Annotated in this window: 22 protein-coding genes; 11 read left to right on the forward strand and 11 right to left on the reverse strand. The window is 62.6% G+C overall.

Translation table 11 applies throughout. From position 1 onward, the window contains the following. The first annotated feature begins 47 nt into the window (after positions 1-47). The gene (locus PU133_RS17645; RefSeq protein WP_126011681.1) at positions 48-533 is read left to right on the forward strand and encodes a hypothetical protein; all 486 of its coding nucleotides are present in this window, start codon (positions 48-50) and stop codon (positions 531-533) included. Between the two features lie 7 nt (positions 534-540). On the opposite strand, the gene PU133_RS17650 is transcribed toward PU133_RS17645, so the two are convergent. Further along, positions 541-1,179 (reverse strand): DNA-3-methyladenine glycosylase I, encoded by a 639-nt coding sequence (locus tag PU133_RS17650; protein WP_126011683.1) that lies wholly within the window; start codon positions 1,177-1,179, stop codon positions 541-543. A 176-nt stretch (positions 1,180-1,355) separates the two neighbouring features. On the opposite strand from PU133_RS17650, the gene PU133_RS17655 reads away from it, so the two are divergent. Both PU133_RS17655 and PU133_RS17660 read left to right on the forward strand, forming a co-directional pair. Further along, positions 1,356-2,126 (forward strand): L,D-transpeptidase, encoded by a 771-nt coding sequence (locus tag PU133_RS17655; RefSeq protein WP_126011685.1) that lies wholly within the window; start codon positions 1,356-1,358, stop codon positions 2,124-2,126. A 102-nt stretch (positions 2,127-2,228) separates the two neighbouring features. Beyond that, positions 2,229-2,927, forward strand: coding sequence for a L,D-transpeptidase (locus PU133_RS17660; RefSeq protein WP_404862750.1), 699 nt, complete (start codon positions 2,229-2,231; stop codon positions 2,925-2,927). A 152-nt stretch (positions 2,928-3,079) separates the two neighbouring features. On the opposite strand, the gene mnmA is transcribed toward PU133_RS17660, so the two are convergent. Next, positions 3,080-4,264, reverse strand: coding sequence for a tRNA 2-thiouridine(34) synthase MnmA (mnmA, locus tag PU133_RS17665; RefSeq protein WP_404862751.1), 1,185 nt, complete (start codon positions 4,262-4,264; stop codon positions 3,080-3,082). A gap of 254 nt (positions 4,265-4,518) precedes the next feature. Between mnmA and PU133_RS17670 the strand changes: the two genes are divergently transcribed. Together PU133_RS17670 and PU133_RS17675 are read left to right on the forward strand one after the other, a co-directional pair. Beyond that, positions 4,519-4,794 (forward strand): DUF1153 domain-containing protein, encoded by a 276-nt coding sequence (locus PU133_RS17670; RefSeq protein WP_126011690.1) that lies wholly within the window; start codon positions 4,519-4,521, stop codon positions 4,792-4,794. A gap of 209 nt (positions 4,795-5,003) precedes the next feature. Continuing rightward, positions 5,004-5,594: a hypothetical protein gene (locus tag PU133_RS17675; protein WP_404862752.1), complete on the forward strand. Its 591-nt coding sequence runs from the start codon at positions 5,004-5,006 to the stop codon at positions 5,592-5,594. Positions 5,595-5,693: 99 nt separating this feature from the next. On the opposite strand, the gene PU133_RS17680 is transcribed toward PU133_RS17675, so the two are convergent. Continuing rightward, entirely contained in the window at positions 5,694-6,050 is a 357-nt protein-coding gene (locus PU133_RS17680) for a flagellar export protein FliJ (protein WP_126011694.1), read from the reverse strand. A gap of 474 nt (positions 6,051-6,524) precedes the next feature. Here PU133_RS17680 and ctrA point away from each other — a divergent pair, with 474 nt between their 5' ends. Continuing rightward, positions 6,525-7,226, forward strand: coding sequence for a response regulator transcription factor CtrA (gene ctrA / locus PU133_RS17685; RefSeq protein WP_404862753.1), 702 nt, complete (start codon positions 6,525-6,527; stop codon positions 7,224-7,226). Positions 7,227-7,290: 64 nt separating this feature from the next. On the opposite strand, the gene PU133_RS17690 is transcribed toward ctrA, so the two are convergent. Further along, positions 7,291-7,656 (reverse strand): PleD family two-component system response regulator, encoded by a 366-nt coding sequence (locus PU133_RS17690; RefSeq protein ID WP_126011698.1) that lies wholly within the window; start codon positions 7,654-7,656, stop codon positions 7,291-7,293. A gap of 143 nt (positions 7,657-7,799) precedes the next feature. Further along, positions 7,800-8,441 carry a histidine phosphotransferase ChpT gene (gene chpT / locus PU133_RS17695; RefSeq protein ID WP_404862754.1) on the reverse strand — a complete coding sequence of 214 codons (642 nt, stop codon included), beginning with the start codon at positions 8,439-8,441 and terminating at the stop codon, positions 7,800-7,802. A 241-nt stretch (positions 8,442-8,682) separates the two neighbouring features. On the opposite strand from chpT, the gene PU133_RS17700 reads away from it, so the two are divergent. Next, positions 8,683-9,225, forward strand: a complete 543-nt coding sequence (locus PU133_RS17700; RefSeq protein ID WP_245451581.1) for a DUF1134 domain-containing protein — start codon at positions 8,683-8,685, stop codon at positions 9,223-9,225. Between the two features lie 250 nt (positions 9,226-9,475). Beyond that, positions 9,476-10,672, forward strand: coding sequence for a hypothetical protein (locus PU133_RS17705; RefSeq protein WP_404862755.1), 1,197 nt, complete (start codon positions 9,476-9,478; stop codon positions 10,670-10,672). Between the two features lie 24 nt (positions 10,673-10,696). On the opposite strand, the gene PU133_RS17710 is transcribed toward PU133_RS17705, so the two are convergent. Both PU133_RS17710 and PU133_RS17715 read right to left on the reverse strand, forming a co-directional pair. Beyond that, the gene (locus PU133_RS17710) at positions 10,697-11,527 is read right to left on the reverse strand and encodes a TrmH family RNA methyltransferase (RefSeq protein WP_404864579.1); all 831 of its coding nucleotides are present in this window, start codon (positions 11,525-11,527) and stop codon (positions 10,697-10,699) included. 8 nt (positions 11,528-11,535) lie between these two features. Continuing rightward, positions 11,536-11,928: a hypothetical protein gene (locus PU133_RS17715; RefSeq protein ID WP_126011706.1), complete on the reverse strand. Its 393-nt coding sequence runs from the start codon at positions 11,926-11,928 to the stop codon at positions 11,536-11,538. Positions 11,929-11,970: 42 nt separating this feature from the next. Here PU133_RS17715 and PU133_RS17720 point away from each other — a divergent pair, with 42 nt between their 5' ends. Together PU133_RS17720 and rpoH are read left to right on the forward strand one after the other, a co-directional pair. Next, entirely contained in the window at positions 11,971-13,008 is a 1,038-nt protein-coding gene (locus PU133_RS17720) for an RluA family pseudouridine synthase (RefSeq protein WP_404862756.1), read from the forward strand. A 200-nt stretch (positions 13,009-13,208) separates the two neighbouring features. Continuing rightward, on the forward strand, positions 13,209-14,114 hold the full coding sequence (gene rpoH / locus PU133_RS17725; RefSeq protein ID WP_151984506.1) for an RNA polymerase sigma factor RpoH: 906 nt from the start codon (positions 13,209-13,211) through the stop codon (positions 14,112-14,114). A gap of 24 nt (positions 14,115-14,138) precedes the next feature. Here the strand turns inward: rpoH and PU133_RS17730 are convergent, their stop codons facing one another. The 4 genes from PU133_RS17730 to PU133_RS17745 all read right to left on the reverse strand — a co-directional run bounded on the left by PU133_RS17730 (position 14,139) and on the right by PU133_RS17745 (position 19,184). Then, on the reverse strand, positions 14,139-14,726 hold the full coding sequence (locus PU133_RS17730; RefSeq protein WP_126011712.1) for a YceI family protein: 588 nt from the start codon (positions 14,724-14,726) through the stop codon (positions 14,139-14,141). Between the two features lie 33 nt (positions 14,727-14,759). Next, a complete protein-coding gene (locus tag PU133_RS17735; protein ID WP_404862757.1) occupies positions 14,760-15,338 on the reverse strand; it encodes a cytochrome b in 579 nt (192 codons plus the stop codon). 63 nt (positions 15,339-15,401) lie between these two features. After that, positions 15,402-17,816: a hypothetical protein gene (locus tag PU133_RS17740; protein WP_404862758.1), complete on the reverse strand. Its 2,415-nt coding sequence runs from the start codon at positions 17,814-17,816 to the stop codon at positions 15,402-15,404. 69 nt (positions 17,817-17,885) lie between these two features. Next, the gene (locus PU133_RS17745; protein WP_126011716.1) at positions 17,886-19,184 is read right to left on the reverse strand and encodes an adenylosuccinate synthase; all 1,299 of its coding nucleotides are present in this window, start codon (positions 19,182-19,184) and stop codon (positions 17,886-17,888) included. Between the two features lie 214 nt (positions 19,185-19,398). On the opposite strand from PU133_RS17745, the gene PU133_RS17750 reads away from it, so the two are divergent. Beyond that, complete coding sequence (locus PU133_RS17750; RefSeq protein WP_404862759.1) at positions 19,399-20,286, forward strand: DMT family transporter; 888 nt, start codon at positions 19,399-19,401, stop codon at positions 20,284-20,286. The last annotated feature ends 9 nt before the right edge of the window (positions 20,287-20,295 follow it).

Here is a 20,295-nt window from a genome sequence, read left to right on the forward strand (position 1 = left end):
ACGGGAAGGCGTATGATCGAGGAAGTCATCGAACAGGAGTAATATCCATGCTTTTCGGAATGACTGCCTTCACACTCTTTCACGTGGTTCTGAGCCTGGTCGGCATCCTCGCCGGCTTCGTCGTGTTGCATGGCTGGCTGACCGCACGGCGCCGCGAGCACTGGACCGAGGTGTTCCTGATCTCGACCGCCGCGACCGTGATCACCGGCTTCCTGTTTCCGATCGCCACGATCACACCAGCTGTCGGCGTCGGCATCGCATCCACCGTGGTGCTCGTGGTGGCGATCTTCGCCCGTTACTGGAAGCATGCGGCGGGGCACTGGCGCGAGACCTACATCGTCTCGGCGCTTATCGCGCTCTACCTCAACAGCTTCGTGCTGGTGGTCCAGGCTTTCCAGAAGGTGCCGGCCTTGAACGCGCTGGCCCCGACGGGCACGGAACAGCCTTTCGCGCTGGCGCAGGGCCTGCTCCTGGTGTTCTTCATCTTCGCGGGCTTCCGGTCGCTGCAGCGCTACCCGATGCTGCCGGCCTAGATTTGGATTACGCCGGACGGGCGAACGCCGCCCGTTCTCGCTCCACCTCGTCGCGCATGCAGCAGCCTTCGATATGGTCGTTGACGAGGCCCATGGCCTGCATGAAGGCATAGACGGTGGTCGGGCCGACAAAGGTCCAGCCGCGCTTTTTCAAATCCTTCGACAGGCGCTTGGAGGTCTCCGTCGTCGGGTTGGCGATCAGCGTAGCGTGGTCTAGCCGTGCCGGGCGGCTTGCCGCATCGGGCTCATGCGACCAGAAATAGGCGGCGAGCGACCCGAACTCGTCGCGCATCTCGATCGCGCGGGCGGCGTTGTTGATGGTCGAGACGATCTTTCCGCGGTGGCGCACGATGCCGGCATCGCCTAAGAGGCGCGCAATATCCCCGTCATCGAACCGGGCGACTTTGTCGAAATCGAAACCGGCGAAGGCGTTGCGGAAGTTTTCGCGCTTGCGCAGGATTGTCAGCCAGGACAGGCCCGACTGGAACCCCTCCAGGCAGATTTTCTCGAACAGGCGCTGGTCGTTGGCGACCGGCCTTCCCCACTCGGTATCGTGGTAATGGGTGTAGTCCGGCAGATTGCCGTGCCAGAAGCAGCGCGGGCGGCCGTCCTCGCCCTCAAGCAGTCCATCTCGCGCCGTTTCCATTCGTCGTCCTCTCTTTAACGCACCGCTAACCGCATCGCTCAACCCGGCGCTAACCGTCTTGCGCGATGGATCGAGCAAAGCCCGCTCGAACGCCACCCGATTTACCATTGGTCATCACGCCGGTGCCAGGATCGTTCCAGTTTTAGGCACTTTTCCTCCGGCTGGAGATATCACCGATGAAAACGACCGTCTGCCTGTTCGCGCTGCTGGCCAGCGCTGCCGCCTGCCTGCCCGCCCAGGCGCAGGACCGCTACGCCACCCGGCCGCCCGTGGTTTTGAGCCCCGACCTTTCGGCACCCTGGGTCATGCAGTTGCACAGTGCGGGACCTGTCCACACCAATCGCGGCCTGTTCCAGCGCCGCCGCCTGCCCAATGCGGCAGCCGTCCAGATTCCGCGCGAACGCTCCGAGCCGCGCCGCTTGCGCGCCCAACCGCAGGTTCAGCAGGCGTCGGCAGCAGGCCAGGCCGTGCAGGCCCCGGTCGGCACGCTCGATCCGAAATTCCTGCCGCAGACGGTCGCCTATACCGGCGGCCATGCGCCCGGCACCATCGTCATCGATACGAGCCAGCGCTTTCTCTATCATGTGGAAGCAGGCGGCCAGGCGCGCCGCTACGGTGTGGGTGTCGGCAAGGAAGGTTTTTCCTGGCGCGGCAGCGAGAGGGTAACGCGCAAGGCCGAATGGCCGGGCTGGACGCCGCCGGCGCAGATGATCGCGCGCGAGCGTGCCAAGGGCCGCATCCTGCCGGCACACATGCCCGGCGGCCCGGAAAATCCGCTTGGAGCACGCGCACTCTATCTCGGCTCCACGCTCTATCGCATCCATGGCACGAACCAGCCCTACACGATCGGCCAGGCCGTTTCGTCCGGCTGCATCCGCATGCGCAACGAGGATGTCATGGAGCTTTACGAGCGCGTGTCGGTCGGTACCCGCGTGGTGGTTCTGTAGGCGAAAATAAACCATCACGCGGTATATTCGCGCGTCATGCAACTTGAACGCAGATCGTGCGTTCAAGTGCAGATGCTGCTCAAGAGGCTGGGGATACCGCCAATGTCGTTCACCATGAAGCTTACCCAATCGGTTGCCGTATTGGCGATCGGCGTGACGCTTGCTGCTCCGGCCGGCGCGTTCGTGCGCAGCCCCCATGCGGTTCCGGAACCGCAGCCCTATCAGGCGCGCGCAAGCCAGCCGAACATGCCCGCACCGCAGTTCCAGCGCACCCAGGTCGCGTTCCAGACCAGCGAGCGACCGGGCACGATCATCGTCGATACGTCGTCCAAATATCTCTACTTCGTCGAAGGCAACGGCATGGCGACGCGCTATGGCGTCGGCGTCGGCAAGGACGGCTTCGGCTGGTCCGGCACCGTCAGCATCGGCCGCAAGGCCGAGTGGCCGGGCTGGACGCCGCCGGCCGCCATGCGCGAACGCGAGCGCGCCAAGGGCAACATCCTTCCAGCCTACATGGAAGGTGGCCCGAACAATCCGCTCGGCGCACGCGCCATGTATCTCTACCGCGGCGGACAGGACACGATCTACCGTATCCACGGCACCAACCAGCCCTGGACAATCGGCCAGAACATGTCCTCCGGCTGCATCCGCATGATGAACGAAGACGTGACCGACCTCTACGCAAGAGCCGGTGTCGGCACCAAGGTCATCGTGACGGCAACCGGTGCCGGAAACCTCTATTCCGACCTCGGCACACCACAGACCAGCAGCAACACCGGCTTCGGCTTCTTCGGCGGCTGAGCCAGCCCGCTTGTTCCAACATGGTGGTCGGGCGTGTCTCGACCATTTGCCGAGGCGCACGGCCGCAGATCTCGGTACAGGCCGAGAATGCGCCGTGAATTTCCGTGGATCGACTGATCGGGCGGCGGCGCAGGCTCGCCGCCCTTTTTGCTTCAGGCGAGCGCCTGTTCGCCTGGCATCAGTGCCTTCAGCATTGCTTCGGCGGCGGGGGAGCGTTCGCTGCGCTCGATGAAGCCGCCGCCGTAAACGCGCGCGTCATTGCCCGGCGCCGAATAGAGCACGCAGGCTTGCCCAGGGGCGACGCCGGTTTCACCATCGAGCAGTTCCACTACTGCACCGCCATTTTCCAGCGTCAGCCGTGCAGGCGCAGGCGGGCGGGTCGAGCGCACCTTGGCAAAGCACTCGAGGCCTTCCGCCGGGATCTCGGCAAGCGCGCCGTCGCCGAGCCAGTTCATATCCCGCAGGATGAGGCGGCGCGTTTCGAGCGCTTCGCGCGGGCCGACCACGACGCGGCGCGAGCGGGCATCGAGGTGAACGACGAAGAGCGGCTCTCCCGTCGCCACGCCCAGGCCCCGGCGCTGTCCGATCGTGTAGTTGATGATCCCGTCATGGCTGCCGAGCACGCGCCCGTCCACGTGCACGATGTCGCCGGCAAGCGCTGCATTCGGGCGCAGCTTCGCGATCACATCCGTATACTTGCCCTGCGGCACGAAGCAGATGTCCTGGCTGTCGGGCTTGGCGGCGATTTCGAGCCCCATTTCGGCCGCGAGCGCCCGTGTTTCCTGCTTGGACAGGCCGCCCAACGGAAAGCGCAGGTAATCGACCTGCTCCCGCGTCGTCGCAAACAGGAAATAGCTCTGGTCACGCTCCGCATCGACCGGACGGTGCAGCGCGCGATGTGCGCCGTTCTGGCGCGAGCGTATATAGTGCCCGGTAGCCAGCGCATCGGCACCGAGGTCGCGCGCGGTTTCCAGCAGGTCGGCGAACTTGACCGTCTGGTTGCAGGCGACGCACGGGATCGGCGTTTCGCCCGCCACGTAGCTTTCCATGAACGGATTGATCACCGCGTCGCGGAAGCGCTTCTCATAGTCGAGCACGTAATAGGGAATGCCGAGCCGATCGGCGACGCGACGCGCATCGGCAATGTCCTGGCCGGCGCAGCAGGAACCGGCGCGCTTCACCGCGGCGCCATGATCATAGAGCTGCAAGGTGATGCCGATGACGTCGTAGCCTTCCCGCTTGAGAAGGCCGGCCACCACGGAGGAATCCACGCCACCGGACATGGCGACGACGACCCGCGTGTCGGCGGGCGCCTTTGGAAGGTCGAGGCTGTTCATTTCCACAATCTTTCGCGTTCAAGGGCGTTCAAGGCGCCGATCAATGCGGGCTGCCCGCAGAAGCGTTTAAACAGCCTTCAGCGGTCCTATAGGCACAAAACTGACCCAAAACAAGCAATGGCGGGCTGCCACGAATCACCCAGGTCGCCAATCGTTTACAATTCCTAACGAATTGTTTCGTTTCGCTTAGGTAATTTTTAAACGTCGCGGTCTAGATTTGAATTTCAGGTCACGTGTGTGTGTAGAGAGTCCGAATGACCGATATGGTACGGCCCCGCGTCAAGTATGTCATCGGCCCCGACGGGTCGCCGCTGACGGTTGCCGATCTTCCACCTGCCAATACGCGGCGGTGGGTGATACGGCGCAAGGCTGAAGTCGTCGCTGCCGTCCGCGGCGGCCTGCTCAGCCTGGAAGAAGCGTGCGAGCGCTATACCTTGACGGTCGAAGAATTCCTGTCCTGGCAAGCTTCTATCAACGATCATGGCCTTGCCGGCCTGCGCACGACCCGCATCCAGCAATATCGTCACTAAGCCCGCTCAGCCTTCATCCGCTCCTTGATCACGGCCGCCCAATCATGCGTGGCCGTGACGACCATTCGCAGCCAAAGCGAACCGATGCGGCATGACGCAACGTCTCTTCCTGACATCCTGAACCAAGCCTGAACCGCACCGTTCGCGGTCGATTCAGCGTGGCTTTGCTATCTCCCGATCATCGACACGATGAAACCAAGGAGATGGACATGACTGTTTCGAAGACGCGCAACCTGATCGCCATCGGCACCGCCCTCACCCTCGGTGCGAGCATTGCCGCCGCAACGCCGGCGCTGGCCCAGAGCGGCTGGTTCACAGGCGATCGCGATCAGATCACCCGGCAGATGAACGAGGTCGCGGCGCGCTACGACCTGCAGCCGGTCGCTTACATCGAAGCCGATGATGACGAGTTCGAGGCTTATACCCAGGACGCTCAGGGCAACCGTGCCAAGATCGAACTCGACCGCTACGGCAATGTCGACGAGGTCGAGATCAAGTTCGAGCGCCGCGCCAATTTCGTCGGCAATTATGCCAGCGAAAGCGAAGTGCGCCGGTCGATCGAGGATGCGGGCTACGAGTTCGTCGCGCTGGTCGATCGCAAGAAGCGCCACTACGAGATCATGGCACGCGGCGCCAATGACGAGATGGCCGAACTGCACGTCGATTTCGGCGGGGCGATCTCGAAGGTGAAGTATGAGCCTGCCAAATTCGGATCCGAACGGGGATGGGCCCCCGAGGGGCCGCGCGAACGCGCTGAGCGCCAAGGTGAACCTTCTGCTGGCTTTGCGCGAGGCAACTGATCAAGCTCAAACCTGATCGACACGACAATGGGCGCCCCGGCTCGGGGCGCCTTTTCCCATTTTCGACCGGCGACTTCGTGTCGCCGAACGGTCTATCCGTTACCCGGCCCGGCCGAGACGCTGCCCCGCGTCGCGCTCTTCCAGCGCAGCAGCCTTGGCATAATCGGCGTCGGCTTCCTCGACGGCCAGTTCAGCGGCATCCCGCTGGACCTTCAATTCCCGCAGCGATCCGAGAAGATTGTCCGCCCGCTTGCGCGCAGCCTTGGCGAAGGTCGGATAGGCGAAATGGTTGGTGTCGGTAATACCCGCCTTCTTCTCTTCAGCGACGATCTGCTGCTCCAATTCCGCGCACATGCGCTCCAGCTCCCCCATCATGGTGCCAATCTGGGCCAGTTGGCGGCGTTTCTCGTTCAATTGAAATGCCTTCAAACGAACAAGACTCTCACGTGATTTCATGACGCAATACTCTCCGAACACGAGGCCTCTGCGCCAATGGCGCCACCGGCCGAAAGTGCGCCGGTGCGGGTATTCCCCACCGCCCCCGATGCCACATCGCCCGCCGCCGAAAGAAATCTCCGAAATCTTAACAAAAACCTGACCTCGGTAACGTTTCGTTTACGGGCATCGTTAATCATAAGGACGACCATTTAAGGCTCGGTAAATGGCGGCGGCGAATGAGCGCCAGTTCGTCATTGACGAGTCGGTAGAGTCACTTAGCGCAATTTGCTCACATGAACGGTGAGCGGTCGCGGGAATATTTCCTATTAGAATTCAGTGCTCTGATGCTGAATTTTAACAGGCAGGAAACCGGTTGCCAGACTGAATCGGAATTTGTTAACCATTCGCTGGCAATCTTGGACACAGGCAACGACTGGATCCGTTCCGTCTCGGCTTGGCCAGGGCTGCGGGGCGGCGGAAAAGGGGATAAATATGCGGGTTCTACTCATCGAGGACGACAGCGCGACAGCGCAGAGTATCGAACTGATGCTGAAGTCCGAGAGCTTCAATGTTTACACGACCGATCTCGGCGAAGAGGGCGTCGACCTCGGCAAGCTTTATGATTACGACATCATCCTGCTTGACCTGAACCTGCCCGACATGTCCGGTTACGAGGTGCTGCGTACGCTGCGTCTGTCCAAGATCAAGACGCCGATCCTGATCCTTTCCGGCATGGCCGGCATCGAAGACAAGGTTCGCGGTCTCGGCTTCGGCGCTGACGACTACATGACCAAGCCGTTCCACAAGGACGAACTGGTTGCCCGTATCCACGCGATCGTGCGTCGCTCCAAGGGTCACGCGCAGTCGGTCATCACGACCGGCGACCTGATCGTCAATCTCGATGCCAAGACAGTCGAAGTTGCGACCCAGCGCGTTCACCTGACGGGCAAGGAATACCAGATGCTGGAGCTGCTTTCGCTCCGCAAGGGCACGACGCTCACCAAGGAAATGTTCCTCAACCACCTGTACGGCGGGATGGACGAGCCGGAACTGAAGATCATCGACGTCTTCATCTGCAAGCTTCGCAAGAAGCTCGCCACGGCCGCCGGCGGCAAGAACTATATCGAGACTGTCTGGGGCCGCGGCTATGTGCTGCGCGAGCCGGATGACGCGGAAGTCCGCGAAATCGCCTGATTTCTCCGCCGTCTCACGCATTGAAGCCGCCTTCGGGCGGCTTTTTGCGTCGAGGGACGGTGTTTTAAGCGACGGCCTTGCTCAGATGGCCAAAAACGGAAGTCAGGATGCGGCGATCGAACGGCTTGATCAGGAAGTCGTCGGCACCGGCGCGCTTGCCCTGCATCATCGACTTGAGATCGGCTTCGACGAGGCAATAGTAGATCCGAACGGCGGCGCCGCCGGGCAGCTGACGCACTGCGCCGATGATTTCCAGCGCATCGGGCATGGTTGCATCGACGATCAGGATATGGGGCAGCTGCGCCTGGCAGTGCATCAGGGCCTGGTGACCCGTATCAGCTTCGGACACGAGAAAATCGAGGCCGGAGAGAATGCGCTTGGCGACTTTCCGGATGACGGACGAATCATCGACGATCATGAGACGCTGCATGGCACGATCCCTTTCTGTCGGCTTTGGACCTGAACCGTCCAGCCGTTCTTGATGGATCGTACCTTAGCGCGCTCTTGCGAATATTCTCTCAACGTACAGGCTTAACGGTTGCTTGCCGTAGCGGGGCGAGCAACCGACCGGGTTCAGACCGGTTCGGCGATGAACGTGACCGCTTCGCCATCGGACGACGCACTGATTCGCATGCCGGCCTCGTCGGCGAGGAGAACAGTGTAATAGGGCTGGATCGAATGGGCATCGACCGGCTCGTCGAGTTCGCCGGAATGGATCTCCAGAAATTTCGGCGGCACGCGGACCATGCGGCCCTTCGAGATCAGACGGAAGCGCGGCATCGTCTCGAGATCTTCCAAATGGATGTCGATGTTGCCACCACGCGGGATCGCGCCATAGGCCACGAGGAACAGGTTCAAGAGCAGCTTGACCTTGTTCTTGGGGATGATGGCACGCGGGCCGTTCCATGTGATCGTGGTCTTTGCGTCGGCGCCGACATAGTCTTCGGTCGCCTTCTGCGCTTCGCCGGTGTCGATTGAGGCACCGACAGAACCGGACGCGCCGAAGGCCAGGCGGGCAAATTTCAGGCGAACCGATGCATTGAGCGCGCTTTGGCGAATGAGATCCATCGCCTCGACATCGGCACCGCCCTCGTCGAGAAGTTCCAGGCCATTGTTGATCGCACCCACCGGCGAGATGATATCGTGGCACACCCGGCTGCAGAGAAGCGCGGCGAGATCCGGCCCGGCAAGTGTGAGATTCGGATTTCTAGACATATCTTCTCCATGCGGCGTGGCGACGATCAGATCGGGGCGCGGCCGAAACCTAGTGCGCGAAGCTGGTGCCAAGGTGACGCGTCAGGCTCTTCCCCGTCACCCCCTTTGATCCGATTTTAGGTAAACCGTTTCTTAATCTGACGCGACGAAAATGCCGCTTCGTCCCTTTCCGGGTCCATCGAAGGAGAGTTTGATGTCGAGGATGCTTCTCGTCGCCCGCCGGGTTCTGTTCGCCATCGCGATGATCGCCGGCGCATTCGCTTATTCCTTGCCTGCCAACGCACAGCAGCAGCAAGATTCCGGTGAATACAGCATGCAGGAGATCGTCGATGCCGGTCACGATTTCTTCGGCTCGACCTCCGGCGGTCTCGCCAAAGTGATCGAGCAGGCATTCCAGTCCTATGGCCTGCCCAATGGCTACGTGCTTGGCGAGGAAGCCGGCGGCGCGTTCATCGGCGGCTTGACCTATGGCGAAGGCCAGCTGCACACCAAGAACGCCGGCAGCCACAATCTCTTCTGGCAGGGCCCGTCCCTCGGTCTCGATTACGGCGGCCAGGGCGCCCGCACGATGATGCTCGTCTACGACCTGCCAAGCATCAACGGTGTCTACGGCCGCTTTGCCGGCGTCGGTGGGTCGGCTTTCGTGGTTGCGGGCGTCGGCATGCAGGTGATGCGCCGCGACCAGGTTCTGCTGGTTCCGATCCGCACCGGCGTCGGTGCGCGCCTCGGGCTCAACATCGGCTACCTGAAACTGACATCGTCGCCGACCTGGAATCCGTTCTGAGGCTCGCTGTTTACCCGACGCTTACCATTGGGAGCGTTATGGCGGGACGGAGCGAGCCCACATGGGGCTCGCAGCAGCGCCAGTTGGCGTTGCAATTATTGCCTTAAAAACAGTGCGGTAGCGGTAGGCCGCTTGCCGGGCCTGGGATTAACCTAAACCGATCCTCACCTTTCTCGGTGATTTCTTTTGAAACCGTTTTGCGATAGACCAGTTTCGGGTAGGGACACCCTCTTATTGGTCTGACGCAACCATGGTCGAGTTCGTATTGCTCTTTGCATTGGGCTTCTTGTCAGCCCTGCTGCTCGGCCTCGTCCTGGCGCCGGCCGTATTCGGCCGAGTCGTGCGCTACACCGAAAAACGCGTTTACGCGACCGTCCCGATCAGCAGCCGCGAACTCAAGGCCGCCCGCGACATGGAGCGCGCCGCGTTCGCGGTCGAAAACAGCCGCGTCTCCATTTCTCTTCGCAACGAGCGCGATCGCCGCGTGGGCGAATCCAAACGAGCGGACGAGCTGGCGAACAAAGCCGGGGCCATGCGCGGCGAGATTTCCGAACTCACCCAGCAGATCAACGCCCTGAGCATCGACGCCGCCGATCTTCGATCTTCCAACCGCCAGGAGCGCGAGCGCGCGGATGCGCTTCGGCTCGCGCTTTCGGAAACGGAAGAGCGGCTTTTACGCGTTGAAGAAGAGCGACGCTCGCTCAGCAGCAGCACACGGCGCCTTTCAAGCGATCTGGAGGCAATGCGCATCGATCTTGCCACCCGTGAGACCGAAGTGGAGAGCCTCCGCTCCTCGCTCGATATGGCTGTCGAAGAGCGTCGGCGCCTGCGCGACGCTACGAATGCTGCCGAAAGCCGCAGCAAGGATCTGCAGTTCCGCCTTGAGCGCGAAGAAGGCCGCAGCGCTGCGCTCGAGGCTCGTCTCACCGAAAACCTCGCGAAGATCGTCGATCAGGAAAGCACGATCGAGCGGCGCACTGCCGAGATCGCGCGCCTGCGCGACCGGCTCAAGACTGCGACGGCCGATCTGCGTGCACTCGAAAAAGCCGGCCAGAAGCTCAATGAGGAAAGCCGCGTGGCGCTGAACGGCACCGAACAATCAAAGGGCCTGCCGATGGAGATCAACGGACAGTCGAACGACGCTTCCAGCGAAGACAGCGCCCAGGCTTCCAAGATCGCCATCAGCCAGCGCGTCGAACGCCTGCGTGCACGCCACACGGCTCTCGTCGACCGGCTCGTGGCTGCGAACGATAGCGACGGCGACCAGGAACTGAGAAGCGAAATCAAGGAAATCGCTGCAAGCATGATCAGCCTGACGGCCGCCCGTGAAGGCGCCTCCTCGCCGATCTACGCGATCCTCAGCAATGTCGAAGCAGAACAGGGCGCCAGTTTCGACGCTGCACGGCAAAGCCTCGCCACGCGGGCCGCGGCGCAGCTGCACGAATAGATATTCGAGCCGTTTGGCAGCAGGCTAACCCAGCCGTCCCATCTTCAAAGCGAGATCGTGGAGCGCCAGCGCGGCTGCCGTCGCCAGATTGAGGCTGTCGACGCCCGGCGCCTGGCGAATGCGAACGCTCGACGTGCGACTTAGGAGCGCAGCCGGCAACCCCTCTCCCTCGGTGCCGACGATGACCGCCATGCGCTGCGTCGGCACGACGGCCTCGATCGTCGCTTCCCCACGGGGAGACAGGGTGAGGATCGTGAAATCCTCCGCTGCCAGTTTTTCCAGCAAGGCCTCGGCCGTCGCCTCGCGCGCAAACGGCGCACGCAGCGCATGTCCGACCGATACGCGGATCGCCTTGCGGTAAAGCGGGTCGCAGCTTTGCCCATCCAGGAGCAGCGCGTCGGCGCCGAAGGCGGCAGCGTTGCGAAACAGTGCACCCATATTGTCGTGGTTCGAGATGCCGACCGCGACCAGCACCAACGCGCTTTCCGGCATTGCGGACAGGAGAGACGCGCTTGTGACCGGGTCAGGTACGCGTCCAAGTGCCAGGACGCCGCGATGCATGGGAAAGCCCGTGATTTCATCCATCACTGTGCGCGGAACGACCATCAGCGGCACGTCGTCTGGAAATCGGTCGAGCAGGCCCGCGATACCGGCGAGCCGGTTTTCAAGAACGAGCAGCATTTCAGCCGATGGCCGTCCGGGCTTGCCGTGGACATCGGCCAGCACGTTGAGCACCACGGTGCCCTCCGCCACGAAGCGCTGCTCACGCCCGACCAGATCCCGCTCGCGGATATTGCGGAACGGCGCGACACGGGGGTCGTCGGCGTCCTCGATGCGGATCAGACGCCGGCCGATCGACGCGTTCATTGACCGATCGAGATCTCTGCCACGATGCGATCTTCGACGATATCGAAGACATAGGCCATCGATGCGCCTTCCCCGCTCGTGCCGAAGAAGAGAATGCGGCTTCCGTCGAGCGAAACCGTGGAGACCGTGAAGCCATCCGGCAAGGTTGCTTCCGCTGTTGCGACCGCACCTTCGGCAGGGAAGATCGTGTCTCCGGACGACGGCATTGCCACCTCCGCCTCGTCCGTTTCGGAAATCCGATAGACAATGGCGACCAGCACGGCCATAACGCCGATGAACATGATGCCGATGGATACGGCAAGGAGGCGCACCATCTTGCGCCGAACCTTTTCAACCTCCGGATCGAGCGGCTGTTCTTCAAGCTCCGGCGGCGTTTCCATCTTCGACATCGTCAACCCTTCACGCGGCAAAGCCGCCTTTCATTCAGTGTCATGGCCGAACCCTTTAACGAAGCGACATCCGATAAGAAAGTGCTGACGGCGGGCGAAGAGGCCAGCGGCCGGCTGGATGTGTGGCTTGCCGCCGAGTTCGGCGATGAACTTTCGCGCAGCCGCCTGAAGGCGCTGATCAAGGAAGGCGCGGTAACGCTGAACGGCGCGCCCGCCACCGATCCGCACAAGAAGATCAAACCAGGCGACACCGTCGTGGTCGACATTCCGCCGGCGGCAGATCCCGAGCCGCAGGGCGAAGCGATCCCGCTCGACATTCTCTATGAAGACGACGATCTCATCGTCATCATGAAACCGGCGGGCCTCGTGGTGCACCCGGCGGCCGGTAATTGGACCGGAACGCTGGTCAACGCGCTGATCCATCATTGCGGTGACAGCCTTTCGGGCATCGGCGGCGTGCGCCGACCGGGCATCGTGCATCGGCTCGACAAGGACACCACCGGTGTGATGGTGGTCGCCAAGAACGACGCCGCCCACAAGGGTCTGGCCGCGCAGTTCGCGGATCATGGCCGCACAGGCAGTCTCGAGCGGGCGTATGTGGCGCTTGTCTGGGGTCAGCCGGACCGGATGGCGGGGACGATCGATGCCCCGCTCGGGCGCAGCAATGACCGGGTACGCCGCGCCGTGCGCAAGGATCTGAGTGGCGACGCCCAGGAAGCAATCACCCATTTCCGCGTCACCGATCGCTTCGGCGCTGCCAATGACGCAACGGCCTTGGCGAGTCTGGTCGAGTGCCGCCTGGAAACAGGGCGCACCCACCAGATCCGCGTCCACATGACCCATATCGGACATCCGCTGATCGGTGATCAGGATTACGGCGCTGCGATGCGGACGAAGTCGAACCGGCTGCCAGCCGATCTCAAGGCTAAGGTCGACAGCTTTCCCCGCCAGGCGCTCCACGCATTTCTCCTGGCGTTCGAACACCCTGTAACGGGGGAGGATCTGCGTTTCGAAGCGCCCGTGCCCGCGGATCTCGCTGGCCTGATCGAAGCGTTTCGGGAAATTCCCAGAGCAAGTTGAAACAAACGGCACGATCGTCGGTTAACGTCACAACCATTGACGGAGCGTTCACGCATTCGCGTATGCGGTAACACCGCTTGATCCGCGTTTCGGCCGTAATTATCTCTAAGCTCAAAGCATGTCGGTCGTCAGACGACATGACATGATTGGCCCGCCCGAGCGTATGTGGGGGCCGAAAAACATTTGGAAAGGGTGCTCATATGGCCCGCAGTACATTGCCATCCATTTCTTCTGGCGAAGGCGGTCTCAACCGCTACCTCGAAGAAATCCGTAAATTTCCGATGCTGCAGCCGCAGGAAGAGTACATGCTCGGCAAGCGGTATCAGGAGCACGGCGACCGCGAAGCTGCCCACCGGCTGGTGACCAGCCACCTCCGTCTCGTTGCCAAGATCGCGATGGGCTATCGCGGTTATGGTCTGCCAATCGGCGAGGTCGTTTCCGAAGGCAATGTCGGCCTCATGCAGGCCGTCAAAAAGTTCGATCCCGAGCGCGGCTTCCGCCTGGCAACATACGCCATGTGGTGGATCAAGGCGTCGATTCAAGAGTACATCCTGCGTTCGTGGTCGCTCGTGAAGATGGGCACGACCGCCAACCAGAAGCGGCTGTTCTTCAACCTGCGCAAGCTCAAGGGCAAGATGCAGGCGTTGGAAGAAGGCGATTTGCGGCCTGACCAGGTGTCGCACATCGCGACGACCCTTAACGTCTCCGAGGACGAAGTCGTGTCGATGAACCGCCGTCTCTCCGGCGATGCCTCGCTCAACGCGCCGATCCGCGCAACGGAAGGCGAGTCCGGCCAATGGCAGGACTGGCTCGTCGACGACAGCGAAAGCCAGGAAGACATGCTGATCGAGCAGGACGAGCTCGACGATCGTCGCTCCATGCTCGCCGGCGCGCTGAATGTGCTGAACGACCGCGAGCGCCGCATTTTCGAGGCCCGCCGGCTTTCAGAAAACCCGATCACGCTGGAAGACCTTTCCGGTGAGTTCGACATCAGCCGCGAGCGCGTGCGCCAGATCGAAGTCCGTGCTTTCGAGAAGGTGCAGGATGCGGTGAAGAAGACCGCCGCCGAGCGCGCCAAGGCTCTCCGCGTCGTCGAAGACGCCTAAACCTTCCAATCGACGATGCGCCGGTCAGCGGCGCATCGTCTCCAGTTGCATGTCGAAGCGGACGACGTTCGAATAGATCGGCGTGCCGACTTCCATGCCGAAAGGCGACCGCATGATGTCGCCCGTTACCCGAAACTGCAGCGACCCCGGCCCCTCGCCTGTGAGCGCCACGTCGAAATCGGCTTCGGCGCTCTTGCCGCGTGCCGTGACGATGCCGTGGACGACCGCCGTATCTGGCCCGGTCAGCCTGACGTCGATCGATCGGAAACTCACGACGTCATAATTTGCGGTATCGAACACCGCAGCCGAGCGCAGAAAGTCATCGATACGCTGCTGGCCGGTCGACACACTTTCCGGATAGAGATCGAAGATCACGACCGAGCGGGATGGATCGGCGGCATTCAGTTGCAACGTTCCGGTGAATGTCGCGAACTCGCCGGCAATTCCGCCGCCGCCAACCTGGCCGACCGAGAACCGGATCTGCGAATTGTCGGCCACCCGGTAGCTGCCCGCTGCCTCTTCCAAAGTGATCGCGAATGACGGTGAGACGGCGGTAGGGCCGTATAGCGTCGCACCGGCGACAGCCATTGCTCCGATTACCCACGCACGCATGGCAGCATCCTCCAGAGCTCAATCCCGTTCGTTCTACCGGTCGTTTCCGGCAGATTGGCGGCACCGCGGCAGCATTCGCGCCATCGTGCCATCCCGCCACCGGAAATGATGCATGAGGGCGGCAGCGATGTGGATGGCGACGACGATCGCCGTGCCATAGGCGAGCCAGCGATGCACGGCGATCGCCCGCGTTTCCGCCCCGTCGCCGGGAACGAGTGGCAGATGCGGCACGACGAAAAGGTTGAAGGCGAAGGTCGGGATGCCCAGCGGCGAAACCGACACGATGATCCATCCTGCAAACGCGATGAGGATCGGGGCAAAGAGCAGGGAGCGATGCACCACGCCTGCAGCTAGCGCTGAACCGTGACCGGCCAGATTCACTGGCCTTGTTTCAACCAGCATCCAAACCAGTCGTAGCGCGCTCAAGAGAAGAAGCAGAAGGCCGAAGCTCTTGTGCCACTGATAGGCCCAGAACGTCGCGACAGCCGTTTCCGGCAAAATTCGCGTCATGACAACGCCGAGCAGGATCTGCGCCAGGAAAACGAGTGCGATCAGCCAGTGAAGGCCGATCGACACGCTGCCGTAACCCGCTCGGTCGTTCCGCAACCGCATGATGCACAGCCTTCAAGCACTGAAGCTCGTTCAGCGACCGGCCATGTCCAGGCGGTACCGGTCTTAGCCGGCGGAGCTGCCGGACCGGCGCTGCCAGATCTGGATGGCGCGATTGAAGACGTCGGCGCCGGCCGTGCCCTTGTCGAGCGTCAGCAACGCACGGCGGCCATTGCCATAGACAACGGGAATGTCGATCCATTCCCGCTCACGCATGAGCTGCAGATTGGTCGCGACGGCCTCGGCATAGTCGTTCAGCGCCACCATGAAGAAGTCGTCGGTGATGCGTGCAGGAACGGCGATCAGCTCGTTGCCACGGTCTTGCTCGGATTCCTTGAAAGCGACGCGTTGAACCGACTCGATGCCACCGCCCTCAAACGTCGCAGGCAGCGAGAAGACGAGTTCGATCAGGTGGCTTGCTGGCAGCGAAGGATCGGCATTGCGGCGAATGGTGATGAGCGCGGTCAGCTCTTTTTCGGGAACCGAAATCTCGCCGCGTATGGCTTCTTCCGGCTGTGCGTCACCGCCAGGTGATTCCGTCACGATGCTCCAGACGACGTTGCCCTCGAGTGCTGTCGGTCCTCGTTGGCCGATGCGCTCCTCATAGAGGAACATGGACTGGCCGACGCTTGGCTGACCGTCGTTTTGCTGAGCCACTTCCTCTGCATCGCTCGGCTGCGTGGCGGCATCGGCAGCGGCATCGCTCTGGGCGACTTCCTCGGGTGAAATTTCGTCGGCAAGCGACTCCAGATTTTCCGGCGTGCTCGCTTCGGTCTGCAGCGCGACGGAGCGGCCTTCCGGCGTTTCCTCAGGCTCTCCGCCAGGGCCTTCCTGCCGCTCGCTGCCATCGGTCATCAGCCGCTGCGTGAACTTCTCCACGCCGACCGCCTGTGCCGGCTCTTCCTGGACTGGAGCAGGCGCGGTCGCGACTTCTTCCTCGGCGGGCGCCACTTCGGCCTCGGGATCCGTGGCGATTTCCGGCTCTGCGGGGGTCTCGGTCGTCTGGGTATCGCCGCCGTCGAAGAGCGCAACGAGAGCGTCGCGCTGGGTATATCCGGCAAAAGCCAGGCCGGCGACGATCAGAAGCGCGACCACGGCAATGATCAGCGGTCGCTTGCTGCCGCTTTTCGGAACGGCGCGATGGGCACGGCGCGGCTGGACGGGCGGCGTCGCCGACGGCCGCTCCTCGCCTGCCGCAACGGTCAATTCCTCATCGAGCCTGGCAGCAGGGCGCAGTTCGGGCTTTGCACCCGATCGCGCGGCGTCGCTGGCAGGCTCCTCGCCTTCGGCGCGCCCCTGCGCTTCCCATTCAGCAGCAAACAGATCTTCGGCGGGCTGATCGGTGTTGCGCGATGCGTTGTCCGGCCGGCCTGCCTCCGCTTCAAGCCACTGGTTCAGCACATCGTCCTGTGACTGGGCAGGCGTCCAGGCTGCGGCTGCCGCTGCGGCCACAACAGGAATGGCAGGAGCCGGGGATTCCGATTTTTCGTCTTCGATGCGTTCGTCAAGCCCCGTCTCGAAAACCGGCTCGGCAGGCGGCGGCGCAGCGATTTCGTCCGTCGACGCGGCTGTCACCTCGTCCACAGGCTCGATGGCGACGGGCTCGACGTGTTCCGGGATCGGCGGGGTCTCGTCGATCGGCTCAAGTGCAGCTTCGACGGCGATCGGCTCGACCGGTTGTTCCTCATCCTTGCGCGCCGTCGGGAAACCGGATTGATAGCGGCTAGGACGAAATCCACCGTCGTTGGCTGGCTTTTCGGCGACCGGCTCGGACCCCCGCGGCGGCATCGGGAATGTCGGCGCGCGCCCTATCGCGTAGCTGCCGAAGGGAACCGGCGTGGGCTGAACGGCTTTCGCCGTCTTCTCGCTCTCGACTGGAACCTGAGGAGCGGGCTGTGCAGGCTCTTCCGGAGCCGCATCGACTGGTGCGGCTGGCGCCTCGGAAACCGGTGTGTGCCATTTCTCCTCAGCCACCACGGCCGGCTCGTGCACCGGCTCCGGCTGATGCTCCTGCTCGACGACAACTGGTTCGGGTTCGACGGCAGCCACCGGCTCAGGCTCAGGCTCAGGCTCAGGCTCAGGCTCGGGCTCGGGCTCGGGCTCGGGCTCGGGCTCGGGCTCGGGCTCGGGCTCGGGCTCGGGCTCGGGCTCGGGCTCGGGCTCGGGCTCGGGCTCGGGAACCTCTTCCACTGCTGGCCCCGCCGCAAGCGGTTCCTGCGGCGCGTTCCAGTCCTCGTCGGTGAAGACCAGGTCTTCCTCGTTCAGGACCGGCTCGGCGTAGTCGGCTTCCACCTTTGCGACGGCATCTTCGAGCTTTGCAAGCTGGCTTTCAATCGCCTGATCGGAAGGCCGCGGCGACATGTTTTCGAGCTGCCGCCGAACAGCGGTTCTTGCCTTGTCATAGACACGCGCGCGCATGTCCGGCGACTTTTCCGCCAGACCGTCAACGGCACGTTTGATGACTGCTACGAAGTCCGCCATTCGGAAGCTCTGTCTTTCTTGTCGGCCGCCGGTAAATCCGTGCGACGCACTGCGTCCCTGGTCCGCAAACTAGTCTTCAAACGGATCGGTCACAAGTATCGTGTCATCGCGTTCCGGGCTGGTGGAAAGAAGAGCGACAGGTGCACCGATAAGTTCTTCGATGTGCCGCACGTATTTCACTGCCTGCGCAGGAAGATCGCTCCAGCGCCGTGCGCCGACCGTCGATTCTTTCCAGCCTTCGAGCGTCTCGTAGATCGGCTTGACCCGAGCCTGAAGGCCTTGGCTGGCCGGCAGGTAATCATAGGTTTCACCATCAAGCTCGTATCCGACGCAGATCTTCAGTTCATCGAGACCATCGAGAACGTCGAGCTTGGTGAGCGCGATGCCGGAGATGCCGTTGGTCGCAACGGACTGGCGCACGAGCACGGCATCGAACCAGCCGCAGCGGCGCTTGCGGCCAGTAACTGTCCCGAACTCATGGCCGCGTTCGCCGAGGAAGTTGCCGATCTCGTTTTGCTGTTCGGTCGGGAACGGGCCTTCACCGACACGGGTCGTGTAGGCCTTGGTGATGCCGAGCACATAGCCGACGGATCCCGGCCCCATGCCCGATCCGGCAGCAGCCTGGCCGGCCACCGTGTTGGACGAGGTGACGAACGGATAGGTGCCGTGGTCGATGTCGAGCAGCGTTCCCTGCGCGCCTTCGAAAAGGATACGCGCGCCGCGGCGGCGCTCGCGGTCGAGAAGCCGCCACACGGCTTCGCTATAGGGAAGCAAGCGCTCGGCGACAGTCTTCAGTTCGTCCAGGATGACATCCTGGCTCACTTCCGGCTGACCGAGGCCACGGCGCAGCGCATTGTGGTGCGTCAGCAGACGATCGACCTTGCCGGGCAGGCTTTCGAGATCTGCCAGATCCAGCACGCGGATTGCGCGGCGGCCAACCTTGTCTTCATAGGCCGGGCCAATGCCGCGGCGCGTCGTGCCGATCTTGGTACCGGTGTCGTTGGCCGCGTCCTCGCGCAGACCATCCAGTTCGCGGTGCAGCGACAGGATGAGCGTCGCGTTCTCGGCGATGCGCAGGTTCTCAGGCGTAATCGTCAGGCCCTGGCCGGCCAGCTTGTCCATCTCGCTCAGCAAAGCATGAGGATCGATGACGACGCCGTTGCCGATGACGGCAAGCTTGCCCTGGCGCACGACGCCGGAGGGCAGAAGCGACAGCTTGTAGACCTTTCCGTCGATGACGAGCGTATGGCCGGCATTGTGCCCGCCCTGAAACCGCACGACGATATCAGCTCTCTCGGAGAGCCAGTCCACGATCTTGCCTTTGCCCTCGTCGCCCCATTGCGAGCCGACCACAACCACATTCGCCATCGGAACCCTTTCAGCGGTACTGGCGGCTGAGAATCCTCGCCGCAGCCAAATCGCCGCATCTATAGTCACTCGGATACGGGAAAGCGACCCCATGCGGCAGGCTCTCCCGGATTGCAACCGTGTTGGACATCTGCCCTTCCCTCAGGGGCACTGAAGCGTCTAGAAGACGCCCACACAGTGCGGTTTCGATGACCGCGTCCAAGGACAGCCACCCGTGCAGCGTCGCGCTTATATCCTTTTGACATTGACCGCATTGATCTGGGGCGCAAATGCCGTCGCCGGCAAACTTGCCGTTGGCCATGTGAGCCCGCTGCTCCTCACGCTTTTCAGATGGCTGTTTGCGCTTCTGGCGGTTCTGCCCTTCGCCTGGCCGCACATCAGGCGCGATCTGCCAGTCATCCGCGCGAACCTAACCTATCTGATGCTGCTTGGCGGCGCAGGCTTCACGGGCTTCAATGCCACGCTCTACCTCGCGCTCAACTACACCAGCACCATCAACGCGGTGATCGAGCAGGCCGGTATGCCGCTCATCATCTTCGCCGCGAACTTCATCCTGCTGCGCATCGCGGTCAGCAGCCTGCAGATCATCGGTTTTGCCCTGACGCTCGTCGGTGTCGCCGTGACCGTGTCGGGTGGCGACTTCAACACTCTTCTTGCGCTGCAGCTCAACCGGGGTGACGCGTTGATGCTGGTCGCCATCGTCTTCTACGGCGGCTACACGGTTGCCCTTCGCTGGAAGCCGCCGATACACTGGCTGAGCCTGATGGCGGTTCTGTGCCTCGGAGCAGCTCTTGGTGCCCTGCCGCTCGCCATCGCGGAAGCGGCGACCGACAGCATGATCACACCGGATGCGACCGGTTGGGCGATCATTCTGTTCACGGCGATCCTGCCCTCACTCGTGGCTCAGGCGCTCTACATCCGCGGAAACGAGATCATCGGCGCCAACCGCGCCGGCCTGTTCGTCAACCTGGTGCCGATCTTCGGAACGGTGCTCGCGGTCGCCGTCGTCGGTGAACAGCTTTATCCGTTCCACCTGGTCGGGCTGGGGCTCGTTCTCGGCGGCATTGCCATCGCAGAAAAGGGCAAGCCCAAAGTCGTGTAAGGCCTGAAG

Origin of the sequence: Georhizobium sp. MAB10 (assembly GCF_045012825.1) — a bacterium.
Taxonomy (GTDB): Bacteria; Pseudomonadota; Alphaproteobacteria; order Rhizobiales; family Rhizobiaceae; genus Georhizobium; species Georhizobium profundi.